The sequence below is a fragment of the Arsukibacterium sp. genome (assembly GCF_033722355.1).
Classification (GTDB): domain Bacteria; phylum Pseudomonadota; class Gammaproteobacteria; order Enterobacterales; family Alteromonadaceae; genus Alishewanella.
Genome location: NZ_JAWVZF010000035.1, coordinates 1 through 21233 on the forward strand (window position 1 = coordinate 1; position 21233 = coordinate 21233).

At 50.5% G+C, this 21233-nt stretch carries 16 protein-coding genes; 9 read left to right on the plus strand and 7 right to left on the minus strand.

Going from position 1 to position 21233, the window contains the following annotated elements; translation table 11 throughout:
• The 3 genes from R3177_RS05520 to R3177_RS05530 form a co-directional block, all read right to left on the minus strand.
• A partial coding sequence (locus tag R3177_RS05520) for an L-lactate permease (RefSeq protein ID WP_318970042.1) occupies positions 1 to 1088 on the minus strand: 1088 nt, incomplete at its 3' end.
• Positions 1089 to 1126: 38 nt separating this feature from the next.
• Positions 1127 to 4648: an efflux RND transporter permease subunit gene (locus R3177_RS05525; RefSeq protein ID WP_318970043.1), complete on the minus strand. Its 3522-nt coding sequence runs from the start codon at positions 4646 to 4648 to the stop codon at positions 1127 to 1129.
• A 1-nt stretch (position 4649) separates the two neighbouring features.
• Complete coding sequence (locus R3177_RS05530; RefSeq protein ID WP_318970044.1) at positions 4650 to 5879, minus strand: efflux RND transporter periplasmic adaptor subunit; 1230 nt, start codon at positions 5877 to 5879, stop codon at positions 4650 to 4652.
• Between the two features lie 465 nt (positions 5880 to 6344).
• Here R3177_RS05530 and R3177_RS05535 point away from each other — a divergent pair, with 465 nt between their 5' ends.
• Entirely contained in the window at positions 6345 to 6653 is a 309-nt protein-coding gene (locus tag R3177_RS05535) for an isoamylase early set domain-containing protein (RefSeq protein WP_318970045.1), read from the plus strand.
• Positions 6654 to 6709: 56 nt separating this feature from the next.
• Here the strand turns inward: R3177_RS05535 and R3177_RS05540 are convergent, their stop codons facing one another.
• Positions 6710 to 7828: a beta-ketoacyl-ACP synthase III gene (locus R3177_RS05540; RefSeq protein ID WP_318970046.1), complete on the minus strand. Its 1119-nt coding sequence runs from the start codon at positions 7826 to 7828 to the stop codon at positions 6710 to 6712.
• 308 nt (positions 7829 to 8136) lie between these two features.
• Here R3177_RS05540 and R3177_RS05545 point away from each other — a divergent pair, with 308 nt between their 5' ends.
• Together R3177_RS05545 and R3177_RS05550 are read left to right on the plus strand one after the other, a co-directional pair.
• On the plus strand, positions 8137 to 9858 hold the full coding sequence (locus tag R3177_RS05545; RefSeq protein WP_318970047.1) for an autotransporter assembly complex family protein: 1722 nt from the start codon (positions 8137 to 8139) through the stop codon (positions 9856 to 9858).
• A 10-nt stretch (positions 9859 to 9868) separates the two neighbouring features.
• Positions 9869 to 13504, plus strand: a complete 3636-nt coding sequence (locus R3177_RS05550) for a translocation/assembly module TamB domain-containing protein (RefSeq protein ID WP_318970048.1) — start codon at positions 9869 to 9871, stop codon at positions 13502 to 13504.
• Here the strand turns inward: R3177_RS05550 and R3177_RS05555 are convergent.
• Both R3177_RS05555 and R3177_RS05560 read right to left on the minus strand, forming a co-directional pair.
• Complete coding sequence (locus R3177_RS05555) at positions 13501 to 14289, minus strand: methyltransferase domain-containing protein (RefSeq protein ID WP_318970049.1); 789 nt, start codon at positions 14287 to 14289, stop codon at positions 13501 to 13503. The two genes, R3177_RS05550 and R3177_RS05555, sit on opposite strands and share 4 nt — an antisense overlap.
• On the minus strand, positions 14286 to 15047 hold the full coding sequence (locus tag R3177_RS05560; RefSeq protein WP_318970050.1) for a Nif3-like dinuclear metal center hexameric protein: 762 nt from the start codon (positions 15045 to 15047) through the stop codon (positions 14286 to 14288). The genes R3177_RS05555 and R3177_RS05560 overlap by 4 nt, the downstream gene beginning before the upstream one ends.
• Positions 15048 to 15185: 138 nt before the next feature.
• Here R3177_RS05560 and R3177_RS05565 point away from each other — a divergent pair, with 138 nt between their 5' ends.
• Complete coding sequence (locus R3177_RS05565; protein ID WP_318970051.1) at positions 15186 to 15572, plus strand: hypothetical protein; 387 nt, start codon at positions 15186 to 15188, stop codon at positions 15570 to 15572.
• 24 nt (positions 15573 to 15596) lie between these two features.
• Here R3177_RS05565 and R3177_RS05570 read toward each other — a convergent pair whose 3' ends face one another.
• Positions 15597 to 16871 (minus strand): glycosyltransferase, encoded by a 1275-nt coding sequence (locus R3177_RS05570; RefSeq protein WP_318970052.1) that lies wholly within the window; start codon positions 16869 to 16871, stop codon positions 15597 to 15599.
• Between the two features lie 155 nt (positions 16872 to 17026).
• Between R3177_RS05570 and trhA the strand changes: the two genes are divergently transcribed.
• From trhA to R3177_RS05595, 5 genes are all read left to right on the plus strand, one after another.
• Positions 17027 to 17677 (plus strand): PAQR family membrane homeostasis protein TrhA, encoded by a 651-nt coding sequence (gene trhA / locus R3177_RS05575; RefSeq protein WP_318970053.1) that lies wholly within the window; start codon positions 17027 to 17029, stop codon positions 17675 to 17677.
• Positions 17678 to 17765: 88 nt separating this feature from the next.
• Entirely contained in the window at positions 17766 to 18800 is a 1035-nt protein-coding gene (locus R3177_RS05580) for a mechanosensitive ion channel family protein (RefSeq protein WP_318970054.1), read from the plus strand.
• 254 nt (positions 18801 to 19054) lie between these two features.
• Positions 19055 to 20011, plus strand: coding sequence for a thioredoxin-disulfide reductase (trxB, locus tag R3177_RS05585; protein ID WP_318970055.1), 957 nt, complete (start codon positions 19055 to 19057; stop codon positions 20009 to 20011).
• Positions 20012 to 20034: 23 nt separating this feature from the next.
• Positions 20035 to 20751, plus strand: coding sequence for a leucyl/phenylalanyl-tRNA--protein transferase (gene aat, locus R3177_RS05590; protein WP_318970056.1), 717 nt, complete (start codon positions 20035 to 20037; stop codon positions 20749 to 20751).
• Positions 20744 to 21233 (plus strand): arginyl-tRNA--protein arginylyl transferase (locus R3177_RS05595; protein ID WP_318970057.1); only part of this gene is annotated, 490 nt, incomplete at its 3' end. The genes aat and R3177_RS05595, both read left to right, overlap by 8 nt.

Here is a 21233-nt window from a genome sequence, read left to right on the forward strand (position 1 = left end):
AATAAGCTGCCGGGTAAATACAGCGGACTGACAGTGACGGTCAGTTCGGTACCAAAAATAGCAGACCACTGCCAGGCCAGTTGTTGTAATCCGGCTTTAAACGGCAGCCCCGGCAATCGGGTCAGGACCAACAGCAAGGCAACCAGAATATACGGGAGCCAGGCGCGCCATAGCGGCAATGTATTGCGCAGCGGCGTAACGGCAGCCACCGCCAGCGCTGGCTCAGCGTAAGCTGGCTGCGGTTCATTATGGTGCAACTGCCAGGGGCTGGCCGGCAGAAACAGCTGATAACGGGCAGCGATACAGATAAGTGTCAGACCTATCAGCGCCCCCAGCACCGACGGAAACTCCGGCCCTAACCATAACGCCACCAGATAGGCTGGCAGCGTAAAGGCTAAGCCGCTTAGCAGCGCAAAAGGAGCTATGGCAAAACCCGCCCGCCAGCTTTTTTGCTGACTGAAAAAACGGGTTAACATCACTACCATCACCAGCGGTAACCAGGAAGCCACCAGAATATCAATACTGATTGCCGTTAACGCTACCTGTAACACGGTGTCAGGTTGAATACCCGGCACCCCCTGAGCAATACCAATCAGCACCGGGGTACCGACAGCACCAAAAGAGACCGCGCTGGAATCAGCCACCAATGCCAGCACAACGGCCGACAACGGACTAAACCCCAGTGCCACTAATAAAGGTGCGACAATCGCGGCAGGGGTACCAAAACCGGCGGCGCCTTCTAAAAAACTACCAAACAACCAGCCAATAATAATTAACTGCACCCGTTTATCAGCTGAGATGGCACCAAAGCCTGCTTTGATGACATCAATAGCGCCGGTCTGCTTTAATACATTAAGCAGTAAAATAGCGCCAAACACTATCCATAAAATAGTCGCGGCAATCACCAGCCCTTCAGCACTGGCTGCCGCCAGTTGCTGCAGTGGTACCTGCCAGACCAGATGAGAGAGCAAGGCACAGATCACAAAACTCAGGGGCATGGCCTGACGCGCCGGCATCCGCAGCAGCACCAGCAACATAAACACGCTTGCCAGCGGCATGGCCGCTGTTAGCCATTGCCATATCGTCATAAGCTCAGCTCACCGCCAGCCGCCAGCTGTAATTGCTGCTAATTCGCACTTTCACCGAATACCGGCTGTCCAGACACCGCCTGCCCGGCATTGTCTGAGTCATCCTGCTCACTGTTTCCTGCCAGTGTTGTCATAATCAACAAGCTGAACAAGCCCAGTACCGGAATAACCAGCAGCAGGGCCCACCAGCGGCTGATCTGCAAATCGGTTAACCGCCGGCAGATGGCTGCCGCAATGGGCAGGGTCATCGCAATTAAATACGTCAGAGCAACAGTGCCACTGGCCAGTAAGCCAATCGCGGCGACTATGCCGTCGATAATCAGAAACCCGAACAACAGCAGCAGATGTATCAGAAAAAACTGCCAGAATTCACGGCGGCTGTCGGCCTCTTTAAACACAGCGTAGCAGCGAATAGCCCGGCCAAAACTGGCAATCGCCCGGGGCAGTGTTTTACGGGTATCTTCCAGGATCACGTAAAGCGCGGGGATCAACACCAGCGTAATTACCGTCGCGAACAGAATACCAAAGGCCAGTGACACTGCCATCGGGACCACGATTTTCGCCTGTAAACTGCGCTCGAGCACTATGGGCGCCAAACCGACAAAGGTGGTAAGAGATGTCAGCAAAATAGCCCGGAAGCGCTGGGTGCCAGCCTCCACCACCGCCTGGCGCACTGCAACCCCCTGCTCACGGGCCCGGTTTACAAAGTCCACCATAATCAGACTGTCGTTGACCACGACGCCCGCCAGCGCCACCAGGCCGAAAATCGACATAATGCTCATGCTCAGTCCCAGCAGCATATGGCCTATCACCGCGCCAATTAAGCCAAACGGAATAACGCTCATAATAATCAGGGGCTGACTGTATGACTTCAGCGGTACCGCCATCAGGGCATAAATAGCAAACAGCGCCAGCGCCGCGGCTTTCATTAAATCAACCTGGGCGTCAATTTCATCCTGACTGGCACCGTCTAACGACCCTGTTACGCCAGCGTACTTCTGCTCCAGCTCTTTAATAATCTTATCTTTTACCTCACGCACCACCACGCCCGGCTCGATCAGCGTTTTATCGGCGGCCGCTGTAATGGTCACTGCCCGCTCGCCATTTACCCGGTTAATCGCACTGAAACTCGGTTGCATGGTGTAGCTGGCGACCCTGGAAAACGGTACTTCACCGCCATTGGCGGTACGGATCCGCATATTCTCCAAATCACCAACTGAGCGACGCTCGTCCCGTGGGTAGCGCACCATCACTTTGATTTCTTCGCCATTGCGTTGTAAGCGCTGTGCTTCAGCACCATAGAAACCATAGCGAACCTGCCGGGCCAAATCGGCCAGACTAATTCCAAGTAAATCGGCTTCCGGTTTTAACGCCAGCACTATTTCATCATTACCACCTAGCAGGTTATCTTCAATATCAAACACCCCGGCATACTCGGCCAACCGGTCTTTCAGCTCCTGGGTTGCCAGCTGCAGATTCTGCAGATTGGTTCCGCGCAATTGCAGTGCGATATCGGCCCCGCCACCACCGGCGACTGAGCTGTTGATTTTGAAAGATTTTAAACCAGGAATTTCCGGTACCTGCTCGCGCCAGCGCTTAGCGATTTCAAAACCGTCAATTTCGCGATCTTCACTTTTTTTAAGCTCCACCACTAATTGACCGGCCGTATCGCTGTTTAAAAAAACCAGCCGGTGTTTAATGACGTCCTCGTTAAACTCGCGGCCCAGTTCGATATTCGCCCGCAGCAACGCCTGCTCGATTTCCTGCATCGCCAGCACAGTGGCTTCGTTTGACGCGCCCTGTTCCATTTGCACATTGGCCTGAATAAAGTCGCTCGGCAGATCCGGAAAAAACACCCAGGGCACAAAGCCGCCGCGCAACACGCCGAACATAACAATCAACATCGCAAAAAAACCTGCCATGGTCAGATAGCGCAGCCGAATACAGGCTTCGATAAACGGCTTATAAGTATTATGAATAAAACGAAACAGGCCACGGGACACCGCTTCGCGGATCCGTTTTAAAATGTTGCTGCCAAAGCGGCCGAGTGCATAAAGCCCGCCTTTATCCGGATCCCACGGCTTGGTATCCATATTGGCGATATGGGTAGGTAAAATCAGTTTTGATTCAATAATCGAAAATGCCAGACACAGCACCACGACCCAGGCAATTGATTCCCAGATAGCCGACTGACCACCGCCCACCATCAGCATTGGCACAAAAGCGGCAATAGTGGTTAATACGCCGAAAGTGGCTGGCATCGCCACCTTCTTCGCCCCGGCAATAACCGCAGCGGTGGATTTACCGCGTTTTTCTATTTCGGTATAGGCGCTTTCACCAATGATAATTGCGTCATCCACCACTATCCCCAGCACCAGAATAAATCCGAATAAGCTGATCATATTGATAGAAACGTCAAACATCGGCAGCGGCAGCATCGCCAGCGCACCTAAAAAGCATACCGGGATACCGACCATTACCCAGAACGCCACCCGGAACTCCAGAAACAGGGTTAATGCCAATAGCACTAAGATGACCCCATAAAGCAGATTATCGGTCATCAGGTCCAGCCGGCCCTGCAGGTAATAACTGGAGTCGCCCCAGTAATCTAACTGAACACTGGGCGGTAAACTGGCTTTTTTGTCCTTAACATACTGTTTTACCGTCTCGGCTATCTGCAGCGTATCATCTTCACCCACCGCATCAATACGAATTGACACACTGTCTTTACCATCAAAGGTCGCTAAGCGGCTGCGCTCAATAAAGCCGTCGGTGACGTTGGCAATCTCACCTAACGTCAGCCGGCTGCCGTCAGCAAATTTTAACAGCACAATATTGTCAAAATCGGTTTGGTTGTACGCCTGGCCCTTGGTACGCAGCAAAATATTACCACTTTCAGAGCGGATAGCACCGCCGGGCAAATCCACTGAGCTGGCACGGATAGCGGCAACCACCTGATCCAGCGTTAAGCCATATTCTTTTAATTTAAGTTCAGAAACTTCAACCGCCACTTCATAATCACGGGCCGCTATTACATCAACTTTACTGACCCCGGGCCGTTTTTTAATTTCATCCCGGATATCTTTGGCCAGCTCCTTTAACGTGCGCTCCGGTGCATCGCCGTAAAGTGACAACCACATAACATTGCTTTGAAAACGCACCCGGTATACCACCGGCCGCTCAGTTTGCTCAGGCAACGACGAAATCGAACCGACCTGGGTTTTAATTTCATCCATCACCTCCTGCACGTCATAGTTTGAGGCAACTTCAACCCTTACCGTGGCCAGCCCCTCTACTGCCGTAGAGCGGATCCGCTTGATACCATTAACGCCACGCAGGCTTTGCTCAATTTTATCAATAACACCGGTTTCCACTTCCTGTGGCGCAGCGCCCAGATACGGTACCCGGATATTAACCACTTCCAGCTCTATTTCCGGAAATGCCTGTTTTTTGATGGTCAGGACCGAGGCAATACCCGCCACCAGAATAATCGCCATCAGCAGGTTGGCTGCGACGCTGTTACGGGTAAACCAGGCAATAATTCCTGTATTGGTATCCATATTATTGCCCCTGTACCGTATCCGTTTTCGCTGCTGCCGCATCAGCAAGCCTGGTCGCTTCACTTGTTTGCTGTTCGATACTCTCGGCACCGGCAATGCGCACTACGGTGCCAGCCAGCGGATTAGAAATCGCCGATAAGGCCAGCTGATCAGACGGCTGAAGCCCCGAGCGGATATAAGCAAATTCACTGGTTGCACGGTCCACTGTAACCTCGCGAAACTGCAGCATATTGTCTTTATCTACCACTAACACCTGGTCGCCCGGCAACAATAAATGGCGCGCCACTTTTACTACCTGCTTAGCCTGGGTACCGACAATCGTCGCGCCGACAAAGCGGCCAAAGTTTAATACCGGCTGATCCTGACTTTGACGCTGGTAAGGATCGGTGACCTCAGCCACTACATAGATGACACGGCTACGCTCATCAAGCATGCCTTCAGTTCTGACCAGCCTGGCTGGCCAGCTAAGTTGCTCGCCGGCAACGGTGCTGCTGAGTATCACCTGGTTGTTGGCCGTTGTTGCCGAGTCTGGCATGACTAAAAATGCCATATCAGTATCGGTCAGCGGTAAGCGCACTTCTGCGACGTCTGTGCCGACAATGCTGCCAAGCACAGTGCCGCGGCTGATAAACTGGCCCAGATTAGCGGCCCGGCTTCGCACCATACCATCATAGGGAGCGCGGATTTCAGTGCGGGCCAAATCCCTTTTTGCCCGTTCCAGCTCGGCTTCTGCAGACTGAACACTGGCCAGCGCACTGGCCAGCTGCGGTTGGCGCAAGCCCAGTGCAGGTGCATTGCCATCTGTAAATGAGCGCCATTCCTCCTCAGCCACTTTAACCCGGGCTTTTTCTTCTGCCAGCATGGCCTGGGCATTGGCTAGTGCTGCCTGCGCCGCCTTTACGTTAGTCAGATAGTCACTTTGTTCCACCCTGACCAGCAAGTCGCCTTGATTAAAAAAACCACCGGCAACAAATTGCTCGGCTACGGCCACAATGCGGCCATTGACCTCTGAAATCAGGCTGGTTTCCAGTTTTGGTGACACCATACCCTGCGACTTAATCTGATAAATAATGTTATCTGGCTCGATGGCTGCAGCTTCAACCAGAATTGCCGGCCGGCTTTCGTCATTCTTTTGGGGTGGCTGACGCATCTTAGCTAAACTTACTGCGGCACCGATGGCTACCACTATTACAATTACCGGAAGTATTGCTTTAACAAAAAAAGACGACATGACTTACCTACCTGTCAAATTTAACTTGTTGCATCATAATCGTTACGCCAGCAATTGTATGCCGGCGACTGTTAATCTTTGTATCCTGAACTTGCAAAACAGCCCTCAGCCAGTAAGCACTTTTAGCTTGGCGGCTTTGTCGCCAGCCCTTAAACGACGGGGCATTGCGCTGACATATTAGTCAGCCAGCCAGCTTGGTCACTCCCTTTACAGTAAGGGTATCGGATAAACGGCGTAATATTTTGTTACAAACACCAAAGTTTAAAACAAGCGTTTGAACAGCAGTTATATTGCTACAACTTAAAGTTATTTGCCGTGGCAATAGCCATGATTTATGGTAGCAGCAGTGATCAGACCGGTCATTTTTTAGTCATAATTCTTGCGTAGTATTTTTGATTGTATGCACCATCGCAGCCGCAATGTGTTTAAGCAGGTTGGCAGCCGAGCCAGATTGAGGGAATAAACATGAGTATCAGCAAACAATATTTAAAAACCAGACCCGCTTGTAAAGTGACTTTTAAACTGAGCGCTGAACAACTCGCTGATGCTGAATCAGTGGCGTTACTTGGCGAGTTTAATAATTGGGATCCGAATGCGTTAGCAATGAAAAAGAATAAAAAGGGAGACTTCAGTGCCAGTCTGACTCTGGAAAAGGACAGAGAATATCAGTTCCGTTACTTAGTCAATGGTGGAACCTGGTTAAATGATGATACGGCAGATGCCTATTTGCCATCACCGCTGTCTTATGATCATAACTCTGTTATTCGTTTATAACGATAAGACTGCTGACTGCAGCGCGACACGCTCAGTCAGCGGTGAACAGCGCCGGCTTAGCAGCGCTCCAGCATCAGGCAGCCGACTGAGTAACCCGCACCAAATGAGCACAATACCGCCTTATCGCCTTGTTGCAGTCCTGTTTTATGCTTATGAAAAGCGATAATTGAGCCCGCAGACGCTGTATTAGCGTAGGTATCAAGCACTAACGGCGCTTCCTCCGGTAAAGGATCGCGCCCCAGAATTTTCTTTGCTGCAAAAATATTCATATTAATATTAGCCTGATGCAACCATAACCGTTTGAGTTGATCCGGGCCAATACTCAGTGCGGCCATCTCATCCTGAATCACCTCAGCCACGATCGGCAACAGCTCTTTGAACACCTTGCGACCCTGTTGTTTAAAAAAAGGAACTTTAGGATCAGTGTCGGCAAAACAATGCTCGGTATAACCGACATCGCAACGGATATTATTGGAAAAACTGGTTTTCAGCCGCATGCCTAAAATACGAAATGCGTTGTCAGCCGTGCAGCTGCTTTGGGCTTCAATAATAGTTGCGGTACAGACATCACCAAAAATAAAATGACTGTCACGGTTTTTGTAATCAACCTGCGGCGAGGCAAACTCAGGGTTAACCACTAATACCACTTTCGCGGTCCCCCCGCGAATCGCGTTAACGGCATTGCTGATAGCAAAAGTGGCAGAAGAGCAAGCAACATTCATATCAAAAGCATAACCACTGCCCCCTAACAGCTGTTGCAACTCGATAGACAATGCCGGGTAAGGCCGCTGCATATTAGAGGCTGCACAAATGATTAAATCGATATCTGCGGCAGTTTTATTTGCTTGCGTCATCGCTTCGCGAGCCGCAGCGACTGCCATTTCAACCATTTCAGGTGGCGTATTCTCATCCCGTTTCTCAAAAACCGGATGCATAATTTGCGGGTCGAGAATGCCCTCTTTATACAAGACATGCCGTGCTTTGATCCCCGAGGCTTTTTCAATAAATTCGCTGCTCGAATATTCCAGGGCTTCACAGTGGCCGGCACTGATTTCGCTGGCGTGCTGACGGTTAAACAAATCGACATATTGGTTATAGCTGGCGACCAGCTCTGCATTGCTGATGGTAGCGCTGGGGGTAAATAGCCCTGAGCCGCTGATTACAATATTTTGCATTCACTTACACCTTGTCCGGTTGCACCGATCTTATTATCTGGTTTGGCTAACGATACAGGCAGTTTGCTATAGTCTAACTGGAGTTAGTTGCTGACCGCTGGCCTTGTCTGGCAGTTAGTATAACGAAAAATCCACTTTGCGTTTAGAGGATTATGCTCATGGCATCTGGCTGTATTACCCATGCCGTTAAGCCGCCAGCGGGTAAAGGCGGTATACACTGCCGTTGTTTGTACGTCATAATATTGTTTTCGTCCCGAAGCAGCCAGGCATCAGTTGCTGTTTTATTAACAGGATACCAGATTAACCGCATGTCGTTATTAAGAACATTGATAAGCATTATATTTCTGACCAGTTTCAGCATCGCTGCCGAGACTGAACTGAAAATACGCGGTATTAAAGGGGATCTGGCTCAAAACGTTGATAATCATATCGCCCGATATGACAAAGCTGATATTTCAGGTTCACTCCGTTTTCAGATGAAGTTACAACAGGATATTGAAACGGCGCTGCAGGCGCTTGGCTATTATCAGAGCGAAGTTGAATTTACGTTGTCTGAAAAGTCGGGAAAGACGACCTTACTGGTTGATGTCACTGCCGGCCCGCCCACCCGGATCAGCACTGCTGATATTCAGCTCTCAGGCGATGCAGCTGACGACCCGCAGTTCTCTGAGCTACTGAAAAACCAGGCACCGCAAGCAGGAGATATCCTGCACCACGGCAAGTATGACAGTCTGAAGAACGAGCTCCGTAGCCTGGCATTACGCAGAGGGTATTTCGATGCTGAATTCAGCCGCAGCCGCCTGGAAGTTATCCCAGAGCGGAATCAGGCCAATATCACCTTACATTTCGCCAGCGGTACCCGGTATAAATTTGGCGAAGTAAGTTTCAGTGGTCAGCAAATTCGTGAAAGATGGATGCAGTCACTGCTCCCATTTCAGCCGGGCCAGCCCTACCTGGCCAGCAAGCTTGGCGAATTTAACCAGGCCATGGCAAATACTAACTGGTTTTCCTCGATTTCAATTGAGGGACAGACAGAGCAAATCACTGACTACACCCTGCCCATTATCGTCAAGCTCGAACCGAGACAGCGCAACAGCGTGGAAACCGGTATTGGTTATTCCAGTGAAGTCGGCGCCAGGCTCAGATTAAGCTGGTTCAAACCCTGGCTCAATGATCGGGGTCATAGCTTAGATAGCAATCTTATCCTGTCTAATGCAGAGCAAAATATTGAAGGTACTTACAAAATGCCATTGGCTGATGCCGCCAATGATTTTTATCAGTTTCAATATGGCTACGGTGTAAAAGATTATACCGAGCAAAATGAGGTCAGAACCAAGGTCTCGAATCTGGCGGCAGAGCGCCACTGGCTGTTGGCAAATGACTGGTACCGGACAGCGTCAATCCGTTGGCTGTACGAAGAAGCCACTGAATTTGATAAGCGCAATACCAGCAATATTCTGATGCCCGGTTTGAGTTTTAACCGGTTACGACAAAGCTCGGGCAATATGCCTAAATCAGCTGACCGGCTGTTGCTCGCAGTTGAAGTTTCAGATAAAAGTTGGGGGTCAGATGAGAACTTTGTCCGGCTGCGGGCCCGGGCTGGCTGGATTGGTATGCGTGGTAATGATCACCGCTTTGTTACCCGGGCGGACGCGGGGGCAGTCATCGGCGCAGCGCTTGAAAACTTACCGCCGTCCCTGCGTTTTTTTGCCGGCGGTGATAATAACCTGCGTGGTTATGGCTACGAGTCTCTGCCAATTCAGGACAGTGCTACTGATATTGCCGGTGGTCGTTATATGGCAACTGCCTCGGTTGAATATCAGTACCGGGTCAAAGGCAACTGGTGGCTGGCCAGCTTTTTCGATTATGGTAGCGCCTGGAATGACAGTCCCGACTTTAAACGCGGCATTGGTCTGGGTGTTCGCTGGGGCTCACCGGTAGGGCCGGTACGGCTTGATTTTGGCTATGGCCTGGATAGTGGCGAGCGTAAGGCTTTTCACATCCATTTTGCCCTTGGCCCTGAGCTATGAGGCAGCCGTTATGACCAGCCCGGTTAGTAAAACCCGTTTTTTCAGCAGTCTGTTAAAATGGCTGAACTGGACACTGCTGCTCCCCTTACTGCTGGTGGTGCTGGCGCTCGTCATACTGCTGTACACTTCGCCCGGCCTGAAATTCAGTTTATGGCTAGGCCAGAAATATGTACCCCAGCTTACTGTTGCTGACCACAGTGGCAGTTTGCTTGGTGGTATGCAGCTTAACGATATCAGTTGGCAAAAAGATACCACTAAGCTGCAGTTGGCACAGTTACAGCTTGATATCAGTAATGCCTGTTTTTTTCAGCTAAAAGTATGTGTCTCCAACCTGACTATTGATGATGCAACGGCCACACTGGGTACAAATACCGTGCGCTTCAGTCGGTTTAGTACAGCAATAGAAGCCTGGGGCCGCCAGCTGCAACTCAATGACAGTGAGCTTCGGCAGTTGCAAATTGAACTGGCCCCCGGCAGCGAGCCATCGGCAGAACCTTTTCACTATCAACCCCCTCAGCTAACCGATATCAGCTTGCCTGTCTCGGTATTTGTTAACGGATTCAGCCTGACCGATGCCAGCCTGATGCAGCAGGACACCGTGACAATGCTGCCGGATATCACTTTCAGTCTGCAAGCCCGTGAGCATAGTATCCGCTTACTTGACCTGCAGGCCATTCATCCGCTGGCTAATCTCAGCGCCACCGCTGAAATTACTCTGCAAGGTAGTTATCCACTGAGTGGCCGCTTCAGCACCGTCATTAAACAAGCACCATTAGCTCAGCAGCAACTCAATATCAACCTCAGTGGCAGCCTGGCCGATTTAGCGCTTACGGTCCGTGCCGCTGGAACGCTTAATGCCAGCGCGGAGGCTGAACTGGCGCTGTTAACCGACAGCTTACCCCTCAGTGTAATCGGGCAATACGATGCTTTCAGCTGGCCGTTGCAGAGTGAGAGCCCCTGGCAGCTGGCCAGCGGTCGGATAACCGCCAATGGCAATTTGCAACAACTGCAATTTACCGTTGCCGGTGGTGTGTCGCACAGCAGGGTACCGCAGTCTGATATCAATGCCTCTGGCCAGTATCAGCTGGCTGAATCACTGTTATCGATTGATCGCTTAAATATTAAAACACTGGATGGCTCTATTACCGGCAACACCAGTATAAAGCTTGCGCCAACGCTTAGCTGGCAGACTGAATTGAATCTGAGCAAAATAAAGCCCGACATATTCTGGCCGCAGTACCGGGGACAGTTAAACGGCAAAGTAATAAATCAGGGTAAGCTTAGTGCCGATGGTAGCTGGCAGACCGAATTAAGCCAACTGGCGATTGATGGCAGTTTACGCGATGAAATCATTAACATCAGCGGCGATGTCTCAGCCAGCTTCCGCCAGCAGGGTAACCGTTATCAGTTCAGCAGCAAACAGCTGACAGTACAACACGGCAGCAATCAGATAAGCCTGAGCGGCACACTGGCTGAACAGTGGCAACTTGATGCCAGGGTGGCAATTGCAGATTTAAGCAGCAGCCTGCCCTCTGCCAGTGGCGTTATTCATGCAGAGGCAGCTGTCCGCGGCGCACGGCAGCAACCGCAATTAACAGCCAGCATAAGCGCTGAGACACTGCGCTATGGCGCTGATCGACTGGATAACCTGAGTGTTCAGTTGCAGCTAGCGCTGAAGCAACAGCTACAGGCGAGGGTTGAACTGCTCGCCACTGATGGCTATGTGCAAGGCTACCAGATTACCGAACTGACAATGACAGCCTCAGGCAGTGAAGCACAACATCAGCTGGAGCTTTCGTTGCAATCGCCAATATCAGATAGCCAGTTGCAGCTAAGTGGCCAATTGCTTGACCGGAGTCAATGGCAAGGCCAGTTAACCGCTGCTGAGCTTGGTAGTCCACTGGGAAGCTGGCAACTACAGCAACCGTTAGCACTAAGCTACCATCATAATAAACAGCAGCTGCAAATCAGTCAGCACTGCTGGCTGCAAGCGCCCGCATCGCTCTGTTTAACGAAACAGGCAACGCTCAGTGCGCAGCACCTGGCAGCAGATATCAGTCTGCAACAGTTCAAGCTGGCGAATCTGAACCCCTATATGCCATTGGTCGTCAGTTTAGAAGGGGAGCTTGCTGCCGATGCCAATGTCAGCTGGCAACCGGGCGAACCGCCAAAACTAGATCTGACATTACAAAGCACAGACGGGGCATTAACTGAACTGGCGAATCCACCGGTAAAGTTAAGCTGGCAGCAGCTGAGCTTAAGCAGCCGGTTACGAGATGACCAGCTTAATACCCGGATGCAGGCGACCTTGAATAAACAGGCACAGTTAACTGCAGAACTTAATATCAGTAATGTCAGCGGCGATGAGCGCCCTTTAGCCGGGCAGCTGACGCTGAGCGATTTTACGCTCGAATTCCTGCAGCCTTTACTGGATGAGTACAGTGAATTAGCTGGTGTGATTAGTGCCGACATTACTGCAGAAGGCACTGTGGAGAACCCGTTACTGGCGGGCAGGCTGGCGCTGCAGCAATTAAGGGTTAAAGGTAAACTGGCACCGACTGACATTAATGACGGTCAGTTGCAGGTCAATTTTAACGGCGCACAAGCCGAACTGCTCGGAGATATCACGACCCCTCAGGGTAACGTTAACCTGACAGGGAATGCAAACTGGCAGCAGCTGGATGCCTGGCGGGCCCGCCTTGCTATTACAGGTGATCCGTTACGGATTCAGATTGCGCAGGGCCGCTTGCAAGCTAAGCCCGATTTGCAGATAAGTGCCAGTCCGGCCCTCACCAGGGTAACCGGTGATATCAGCATTCCGTCAGCGCAGCTTAATATCGACGAACTGCCACCTAATGCCATTGGCGTGTCAGATGATACCGTGATTCTGACCGCGGAAGGCGAACAGATCACTGAGCAGCAAATGGCGATACCGGTTGAGGCAGATATCAGCATTCAGCTGGGCGACAACGTTAAGCTTGAAGCTTTTGGCCTGGAAACCTTTTTGCGCGGCAACTTACAAGTGCGGCAAACACAGAACAGACAAACCATTAATGGCGAACTGCGTCTGGTCGATGGCACATTCCGCTCTTATGGTCAGGATTTACTGATCCGCAAGGGCAAAATGACCTTTAGTGGTCCACCGGATCAACCTTATCTGAACATTGAGGCCATTCGTAACCCTGATAATATTGAAGACAACGTCATTGCAGGGATCCGGGTTACCGGTCCGGCAGACCGGCCACAAATCACGATTTTCTCTGAACCGGCGATGCCGCAGGCTAATGCGTTATCTTATCTTTTAGTCGGGCGCGACCTGGACAGCGAGTCTGGCAGTACCGCAAATGCCGTTACCACCAGCCTTATTGGCATGAGCATAGCTTCCAGTGGCAATCTGGTAGGCGAAATTGGCGAAGCCTTTGGGGTAAGGGACCTTACTCTGGATACTGCCGGCTCCGGCGACAGCTCGCAGGTGACAGTAAGCGGCTACCTGAACCGTGACTTACAGATTAAATACGGTATTGGCATCTTTGAACCTATCGGGGAATTTACCCTGCGCTACCGGCTGATGCAAAACCTGTATCTGGAAGCTGTTTCCGGACTTGATAACGCAGTCGACCTGCTGTACCACTTTGAATTTAACTAAGCCGGCTTTTCTAACAGCAAATGGGTATAACGCCCCAGCGAAGCATAAGGCTCCTGCTGGTTAAACTGCAGCTCTAACGCCAGCAGTTGCTCAAAATGGCTTTGTTGCTGGCTGCGGTTTTGCAGATAATCGTGAAAACAACGTACCCCGGTTTTACTGATTAAGCAAAAGCCCGCCTGTTGATACCAAAGCGTCACCTGCTGTGGGTCTAACGGATTTTGCGGACTTAAACTGACTTTTTTTTTCACCTTAAAATCGGCGGCGACATAATCAAAGTTACCATAAAGTATGTTGCTGAGCCGTTTGGCATCCTTATTGTAGTACATCAGTGATAATACCCCGCCGGGTGCCACCAGCTGGTACAGCTCAGTTAAAGCCTTGTCAGGCTGTGCCAGCCATTCGAGCATGGCATGACAGAGCACCAGCGGATACTGCTGTTCCACATGCTGGCTTAATTCAGCAAGGCTCAGCTTACTAAAACGCACCTGAGCAGAAGGCCCTGCCACCGGCAAGCCTGCGGTGGAGGCAGTGTCGGCCGCGATAGCCAGCATGTCTGCCGAAATGTCAGTTAAATGGACCCTGTGCCCGCATTTAGCCAGTGCCAGACTTATCTGGCCCTGCCCCGCACCGACATCCAGCACCTGACAAGGTGTTTGCAGCGCAGGCAGGCAGCTTAAATCACGCAGCAATACCTGCTGACGGATCTCGCCTTTGCTACTCTGGTAAATATTGCGCCGAAATTTGGCGGCAATACCATCGAAGCTACGATCAGTTTCCTTGTTCATGCCGGGTTATCAATATCAATAAATTTCACGTCTAACTGATGATTCGCTGCCAGATAGTCACCCAGCGCTTTTACACCATAACGCTCAGTTGCGTGATGTCCGGCAGCAATAAAATGAATATCCAGTTCACGCGACACATGAATAGTCTGCTCTGACACCTCACCGCTGATAAATAAATCCGCGCCAGCTGCTGCAGCCTGCTCAATGTAGCCCTGGCCACCACCGGTGCACCAGGCCAGTTTGCGTATCGGCTTGTTACTGCCGGCATCATGTACCAGCACATCCCGTCCCAGTTGCTGCTGCAGCAATAATGCCACCTCGGTTAAACTTTTTGGCTCGGGATATTCCCCCTGAAGCACCACACCGACTGGCTCAACGGTTGGTAATGGTGTCATACTCTGTACATTAAGTCGCTTGCCAAGCTGGGCATTGTTTCCCAGTTGCGGATGAATATCTAATGGTAAATGGTAAGCAAACAGGTTTATGTCATTTACCAGTAATGCCTGTAAACGTTTTTTCTTCATGCCGGTGATTGCTGCAGCTTCGTTTTTCCAGAAATAACCATGATGCACTAAAATAGCATCCGCATCCCAGGCAATGGCGGCATCCACCAGTGCCTGACTGGCCGTTACTCCGGTTACGATACGTCTGATATCCTGCTTTCCTTCCACCTGCAAGCCATTAGGACAATAATCACGCACCCGTTCTGTTTGCAGCAGCTCAGATAACAGGCTGACCAGTTGTTGCCGTTGCAACATAAAAACCCCGCGATATTTGATGTGCTAATAGCACTATTCTACTTAAAAACTGTTAAAAAGCAGGCAAATTTGTCTATTGCCTGTGTTTTGATGTATAAATACCCGGCAACGATTAATTTTCACGCACAGGTACCTAGCATGACAAAATTGGATAAAGATCAGGTTATCGCTGATTTTACCGCAGCTTACAAAGCAAAATTTGGTAAAGCACCCGAGCTTGAGCAGAAGCCGGGCTGGTTTAGTGTAGATGGTGGTAAAAACATCCGTCTGGCTGAACTGGCGGAATTAGCTGCAAGCTATAGCACAGGCGGCAAAGCCAAAGCAGAAAAGCCGGCCAAGGCTGAACAAAAACCGGCTAAACCTGCTAACGATGCCAAGCCGGCTGCCAAACCAGCTGCAAAAGCAGCAGCAAAAAGCAAAGCGAAAGGCGAAAATCCGCTGAAAACCACCCCGGGAGCGGCTGCCGCGTTCTGGGCACAGAAAATTAATGACAGTAAACAACGCTTACCACGGGGTTCGCGTTAACCGCCTTCAGGCTTAAACTGTCAGTTAATCTCTGACTGATGCTGGCGCAATAAGCGCCAGTTTATTTTTTGTCTCTATCCACTGCCCCATAAATTTGGTACTGCGATAAGCATGATGGCGTAGCATCAGCCCGGTGAAGTTGCTTTGCCGCTGTTGTTCTAATGCTGTCCTGATCTGCTCAATATGCTGCCATACCCTGAGCGCCTGGTCCGGGCCAAACCGACTGCGAATAATGTGTAAGCCCTGCTGCTGTGCCTGCTGCCAAAGTAGCTCATGCTGATATAACGCGACAGCTGCATCAGCAATAGCCATACTGTCATTAGCAATAATCCCGCACCAGCCACTGGCAATGCTCATACCCTCGGCGCCAATATCTGTCGTAACGCTGGGAGTGCCCTGACACATTGCTTCAAGCAGTTTTCCTTTAAGACCGGCACCAAAAGCCAGCGGTGCTAAGCATATCCTTGCCGTTCGCATAGCGGCTCTGCTGTCAGCAACCCAGCCTTTAACAAAAAAACCCTGCGCGGGATGATCTAACGCCGTCGCTTTGGGTGGCGGATAAGCCCCGTAAATATGCAGCTCGGTATCTGGCAGCTTCCTGCGTATCAACGGCCAGATTTGCTGTTTTAACCACAAGACCGCCTGCCAGTTGGGGGCATGCCGGAAATTGCCAATCGCAATAAAATGCCGGCGCTGATCAAATGACGGTAACTTCGGCAATGTGCTGTCATGTCGGGCCCATGCCGGCAAGCGGTCTAACCAGAACGGACAGTAACAAAGCAGTGCCACCGGCACCCCATAATGCTGTTGCAATAATTGCATTTCAGCCTCTGAGATAACCAGCGTCAGATCACAGCGATAAATTGCTGCAACTTCACGCAGGGCTAATTCAGAATTAAGGGCCACAGCGTCTACTGGCCGCTGCTGAGTATGGCAGTGTTGTCTGGCCTGGCGCAGCGCATGGCAATCTTCCATATCCAGAATGCGCATTGCCTCAGGGCATGCCTGCTCTACCCGCCAGCCAAACTGTTCTTCCAGCATAAAACGATCAAATATTACCGCTTGCGGGTTTTGCTCGGTAAGCCAGCGGTCAAAGCTATCGCAGTTTAAACGAATTTGCTTTTCAGCTACGCCAAGCTCTGCCAGCAAAAATCGATGCGGGCTCAGTTCTGCCGGGCTGGCAAATTGTACCTGCCAACCATAACTGAGATAAAGTTTAATCAGGCTTAGCATCCGGCTACCGGCAGCAGAGGAATTGGGTTCGGGCCAGACATAACCCAGAATAATAAGTAATGGCATAAGACGCGTTTGACAGAAAAAGTGCAGTTTACCGCTGCCGCCCGCAAATACCAATGCTTTTACCGATATGTCGCCGCTTCTTGTTTACCTTCGCCAGGTTGTTGTTAAGATAGGGCTTCGTATTTCACCGTTAAGCTATTGAGCCGGCAAACGCTATGACCCCTATCAGCCGTTACACCGTTTTAGAAGAGCAGCTGCATGCGCTGAGTCACGCGGCAGGTGCCTTGCTGGGGCTGCTTGGTCTGATATTGATGCTGAGGTTAAGCCTGGCTTTTGGCGATAGCTGGCAGCTGGCCAGTGCGCTGATATATGGCAGCAGTATTATACTGCTGTATACCAGTTCAGCACTCTATCACAGTATTCATAACCCGCTGATTAAATACCGACTGCGCCAGCTGGACCATGCGGCCATTTTTATTCTGATCGCCGGCACCTATACGCCTTTTACCCTGATTAGCCTGCGCGGTGACTGGGGCCTGACTTTATTTAGCGTTATCTGGCTTATTGCCATAGCCGGCGTGGTGCTTGAACTGGCTACCGGACTGAAATATAAAAGATTATCTTTAACCCTTTATCTGGGGATGGGCTGGATTGTTATTGTTGCTATTAAGCCGATGCTAACTCATGTTCCCGCACCAGCGATGTGGCTGTTACTGGCCGGCGGCCTGGCCTATTCCGGTGGCGTCGTGTTTTATATCTGGCGCAGTCTTTATCTGCATCATATGTTTTGGCACCTGTTTGTGCTGGCCGGCAGCATATTGCACTTTTTAGCTGTATATTTATATCTGATGCCCCAACCGATCTGATTCAGACTACTGAACAGGGCATCGGGTTCATATTTGCTGCTAACCGGCGCGCGTTTTTGGAATATGCCACTAACTTAATGGGGCTGCTATGTCTGCTATACAGTCAGTAACTGCAACTCTGGGTTTATTTTTGCCCTTAATAATCACCAGTATTATCGTTGTCGCAATACTATGGCTGGCTCACATAGTGTTAATCAGACGACATCGTTCTGAAGGAAATGAGAAGCTTTTCCCAAGACAACTGGCCATGCTGATCCTGACAGTCATCGGCATTGTGGCAATTGCGCTGTCACTCCCGGTCAGTGACAGCACACGTAATCAGATACTGGGCCTGATTGGCCTGGTGATCTCAGGGGTATTTGCATTTTCATCCAGTACTATCTTTTCAAATATCATGGCGGGGACGATGCTCAGGGTAACAATGCCTTTTCGTACCGGCGATTTTATTCAGACAGGTGAGTTTTTTGGCCGCGTTGTTGAACGCGGATTGCTGGATACTGAAATTCAAACTGAAAACCGCGAGTTAGTCTCATTACCAAACACGTTTTTAGTCCAAAACCCAATCTGCGTTACTCACAGTTCGGGTTGTATCGTGTCCAGCACCTTATCTCTTGGCTATGATGTGCATCATGCAAAAATTGAGACTTTGCTTTTAAAAGCCGCTAAAGACAGTGAACTTACCGATCCTTTTGTCCAGATCCTGGAGTTAGGTAACTATGCTATTACTTACAAAATCAGTGGCATGTTGACTGACGTTAAAAGTTTATTGACAGCCCGTTCCAGATTACGTAGTCAGGTACTGGATGCGCTGCACAATGAAGGAGTGGAGATCGTCTCACCTGCTTTTATGAATCAGAGAAAATTAGCAGATGATGGCAAAGTATTACCGACCCGGCAGGTGAAAGCCGGCCAACCACAGCAGACCGCAGCAGAGGACGTGGTTTTTGACAAAGCCGAAGAGGCCGCAGAGCGTGAAGACAACAAAGAACAGCTGCTAAATAAAATTGGGGCCTGTGAAGCAGCGCTGGAAAATGCTGATAAAAAACACAAAGCAAAAATTGAAAATCAACTTAAGGTATTGCAGCAACAGCTAGAGATGATTAATCAGCAAGGATCAGAATAAGCTGACAAGCTTGCCACATCAGGGCCGCAATCTGATAGCCACGACGGACAGTTTTTGCCTGTTGGTTGGAAAATCCGCTCTGGCCACTGTTATTATCAATCAATTCTGATATGTGCGTTTAACCACTAATAATTTGACGTCTGAAGTTTACAGTCAGCACCGAACAAATTCACTAGCAACTCTTTCTATGGTCATTGCATTCTTTTAGAATCGACCCCATTGCGTTTTCACTAAGTCGTTTTTTGGAGTAAAAGATGTCAAACAGCAAGCATTGTCGGTTACTAATTCTGGGTTCAGGGCCCGCCGGCTATACCGCCGCAGTTTATGCTGCCAGAGCAAATTTAAAACCGGTGCTGCTAACAGGTATGCAACAGGGTGGTCAGCTTACCACCACTACCGAAGTGGAAAACTGGCCAGGCGATGCCCATGGATTAACCGGGCCGGGACTGATGGAGCGGATGCAGGCCCACGCACAGGCCTTTAATACCGAAATTATCTTTGATCATATTCATACCGTCGATTTACAGCAGCGGCCTTTTACCCTTAACGGCGATAACGGCAGCTATACCTGCGATGCGTTAATTATCTGTACTGGTGCCTCTGCCAAATATCTGGGCCTGCCGTCAGAAGAAGCCTACAGTGGCCGTGGTGTATCAGCCTGTGCCACCTGTGATGGTTTTTTCTATCGAAATCAGAAAGTGGCCGTGGTCGGTGGAGGTAATACCGCCGTAGAAGAAGCCCTGTATCTGTCAAATATTGCCAGTGAAGTACACCTTATTCACCGCCGCGACAGCTTTAAAGCTGAAAAGATCCTGGTTGACAGGCTTATGGAGAAAGTGGCCTCAGGTAAAATCGTATTGCATACTCATTGCGTGCTGGAAGAAGTATTAGGCGATGATATGGGGGTAACCGGCGTCCGTTTGGGGTCGACCAAAGGCGAAGCAGCAACAGAGCTGGCGCTGCAGGGAGTGTTTATTGCTATTGGCCACTCACCCAATACCGATATTTTTAAAGGCCAGCTGGAAATGAATGGCGGTTATTTAAAGGTTGTCAGCGGTACTGAAGGCAATGCGACGCAAACCAGTATTCCAGGCGTATTTGCTGCCGGTGATGTGTCTGATCACATCTATCGTCAGGCCATAACCTCTGCTGGTACCGGCTGTATGGCTGCGCTTGATGCCGAGCGTTACCTTGACGGTCTGGTAAAATAACGTAGTTTGCCCTGCCCTTTCAGATGGCCATCTACCTGCCCGAACTTGATCCCGATCAACTGTGGTTTCCCCCGGTTGAGCGGGCACTTAAGCAACCTGATGGTTTACTGGCAATGGGCGGGGACTTGTCAGTTGGCCGCCTGGTACTGGCTTATCAAAGCGGTATTTTTCCCTGGTTCAGTGAGGGCGATCCGTTATTATGGTGGAGCCCGTCGGTACGTGCGGTATTTACGCCTGCCAGCCTGAAATTTAACCGCACCCTGCGCAAACAGTGGCAGCGTTCAACTTTGCAGCTAACTGTTAACCATGCCTTTACTGATGTGGTGAAGGGCTGTGCCGCCCCACGAAAACATCAGCCTGATACCTGGATACTCCCACCAATGCAACAAGCTTATCAGCAGTTGCATCAGCAAGGCCGTGCCCATAGCATTGAAGTATGGCAGGACAAGCAGCTGGTTGGTGGCCTGTATGGTATGGTAGTGGGAGGTCTTTTTTGTGGTGAGTCGATGTTTAACCGGATCCCGAATGCCGCCAAATTTGCATTGCTGGCACTGCAGCAGCATATAAGCCAGTATGCAGAAGGCTGGATTGACTGCCAGCTCTCTAATCCGTTTTTACAGCAATTAGGCGCTGTCACGCTGGACCGGTCGCAATACTTAAACTTGTTACAGCAACAGGCAGTGATCCCAGTTCCGCCAGATCACTGGCAGCCCCAACCGCTAAGCTTACATTATGACTGAATCTTTTCCGGTAACCAGGCGGCCACTACGTTTTGGTTTAACCCAGCCCGGCGGTTGCAGCTATTTACCTGACCAGCAGGAGCAGTTAGTCGTGCTGATGCCCGATGAGCCAATCAGCGCCGAACTCTACCAGCAGCTGCTGACACTGAACTTTCGGCGAAGTGGCGAGCAAAGCTATACACCGCATTGCCCGACCTGCCGTGCCTGCCAGTCAGTACGAGTTGACCCACAGCATTGGCAGGCCTCGGCCAGTCAGCGCCGCCTGCTGAATAAAGCTAAGCGGGCGGGCCTGACCTACCGACTGGTTAGTAAGCCAAGACCGGACGAATATTTTGCTTTGTTTGCTCAGTACATCTCATTTAAACATCAAGACAGTGTGATGTATCCGGCAACCGAAGCGCAGTTAAGCAGTATGCTAAACTGCAGTTGGTTGCCGGTGCGTTACCTTGAGATTACCTGTCAGCAGCAATTAGTCAGCGTCA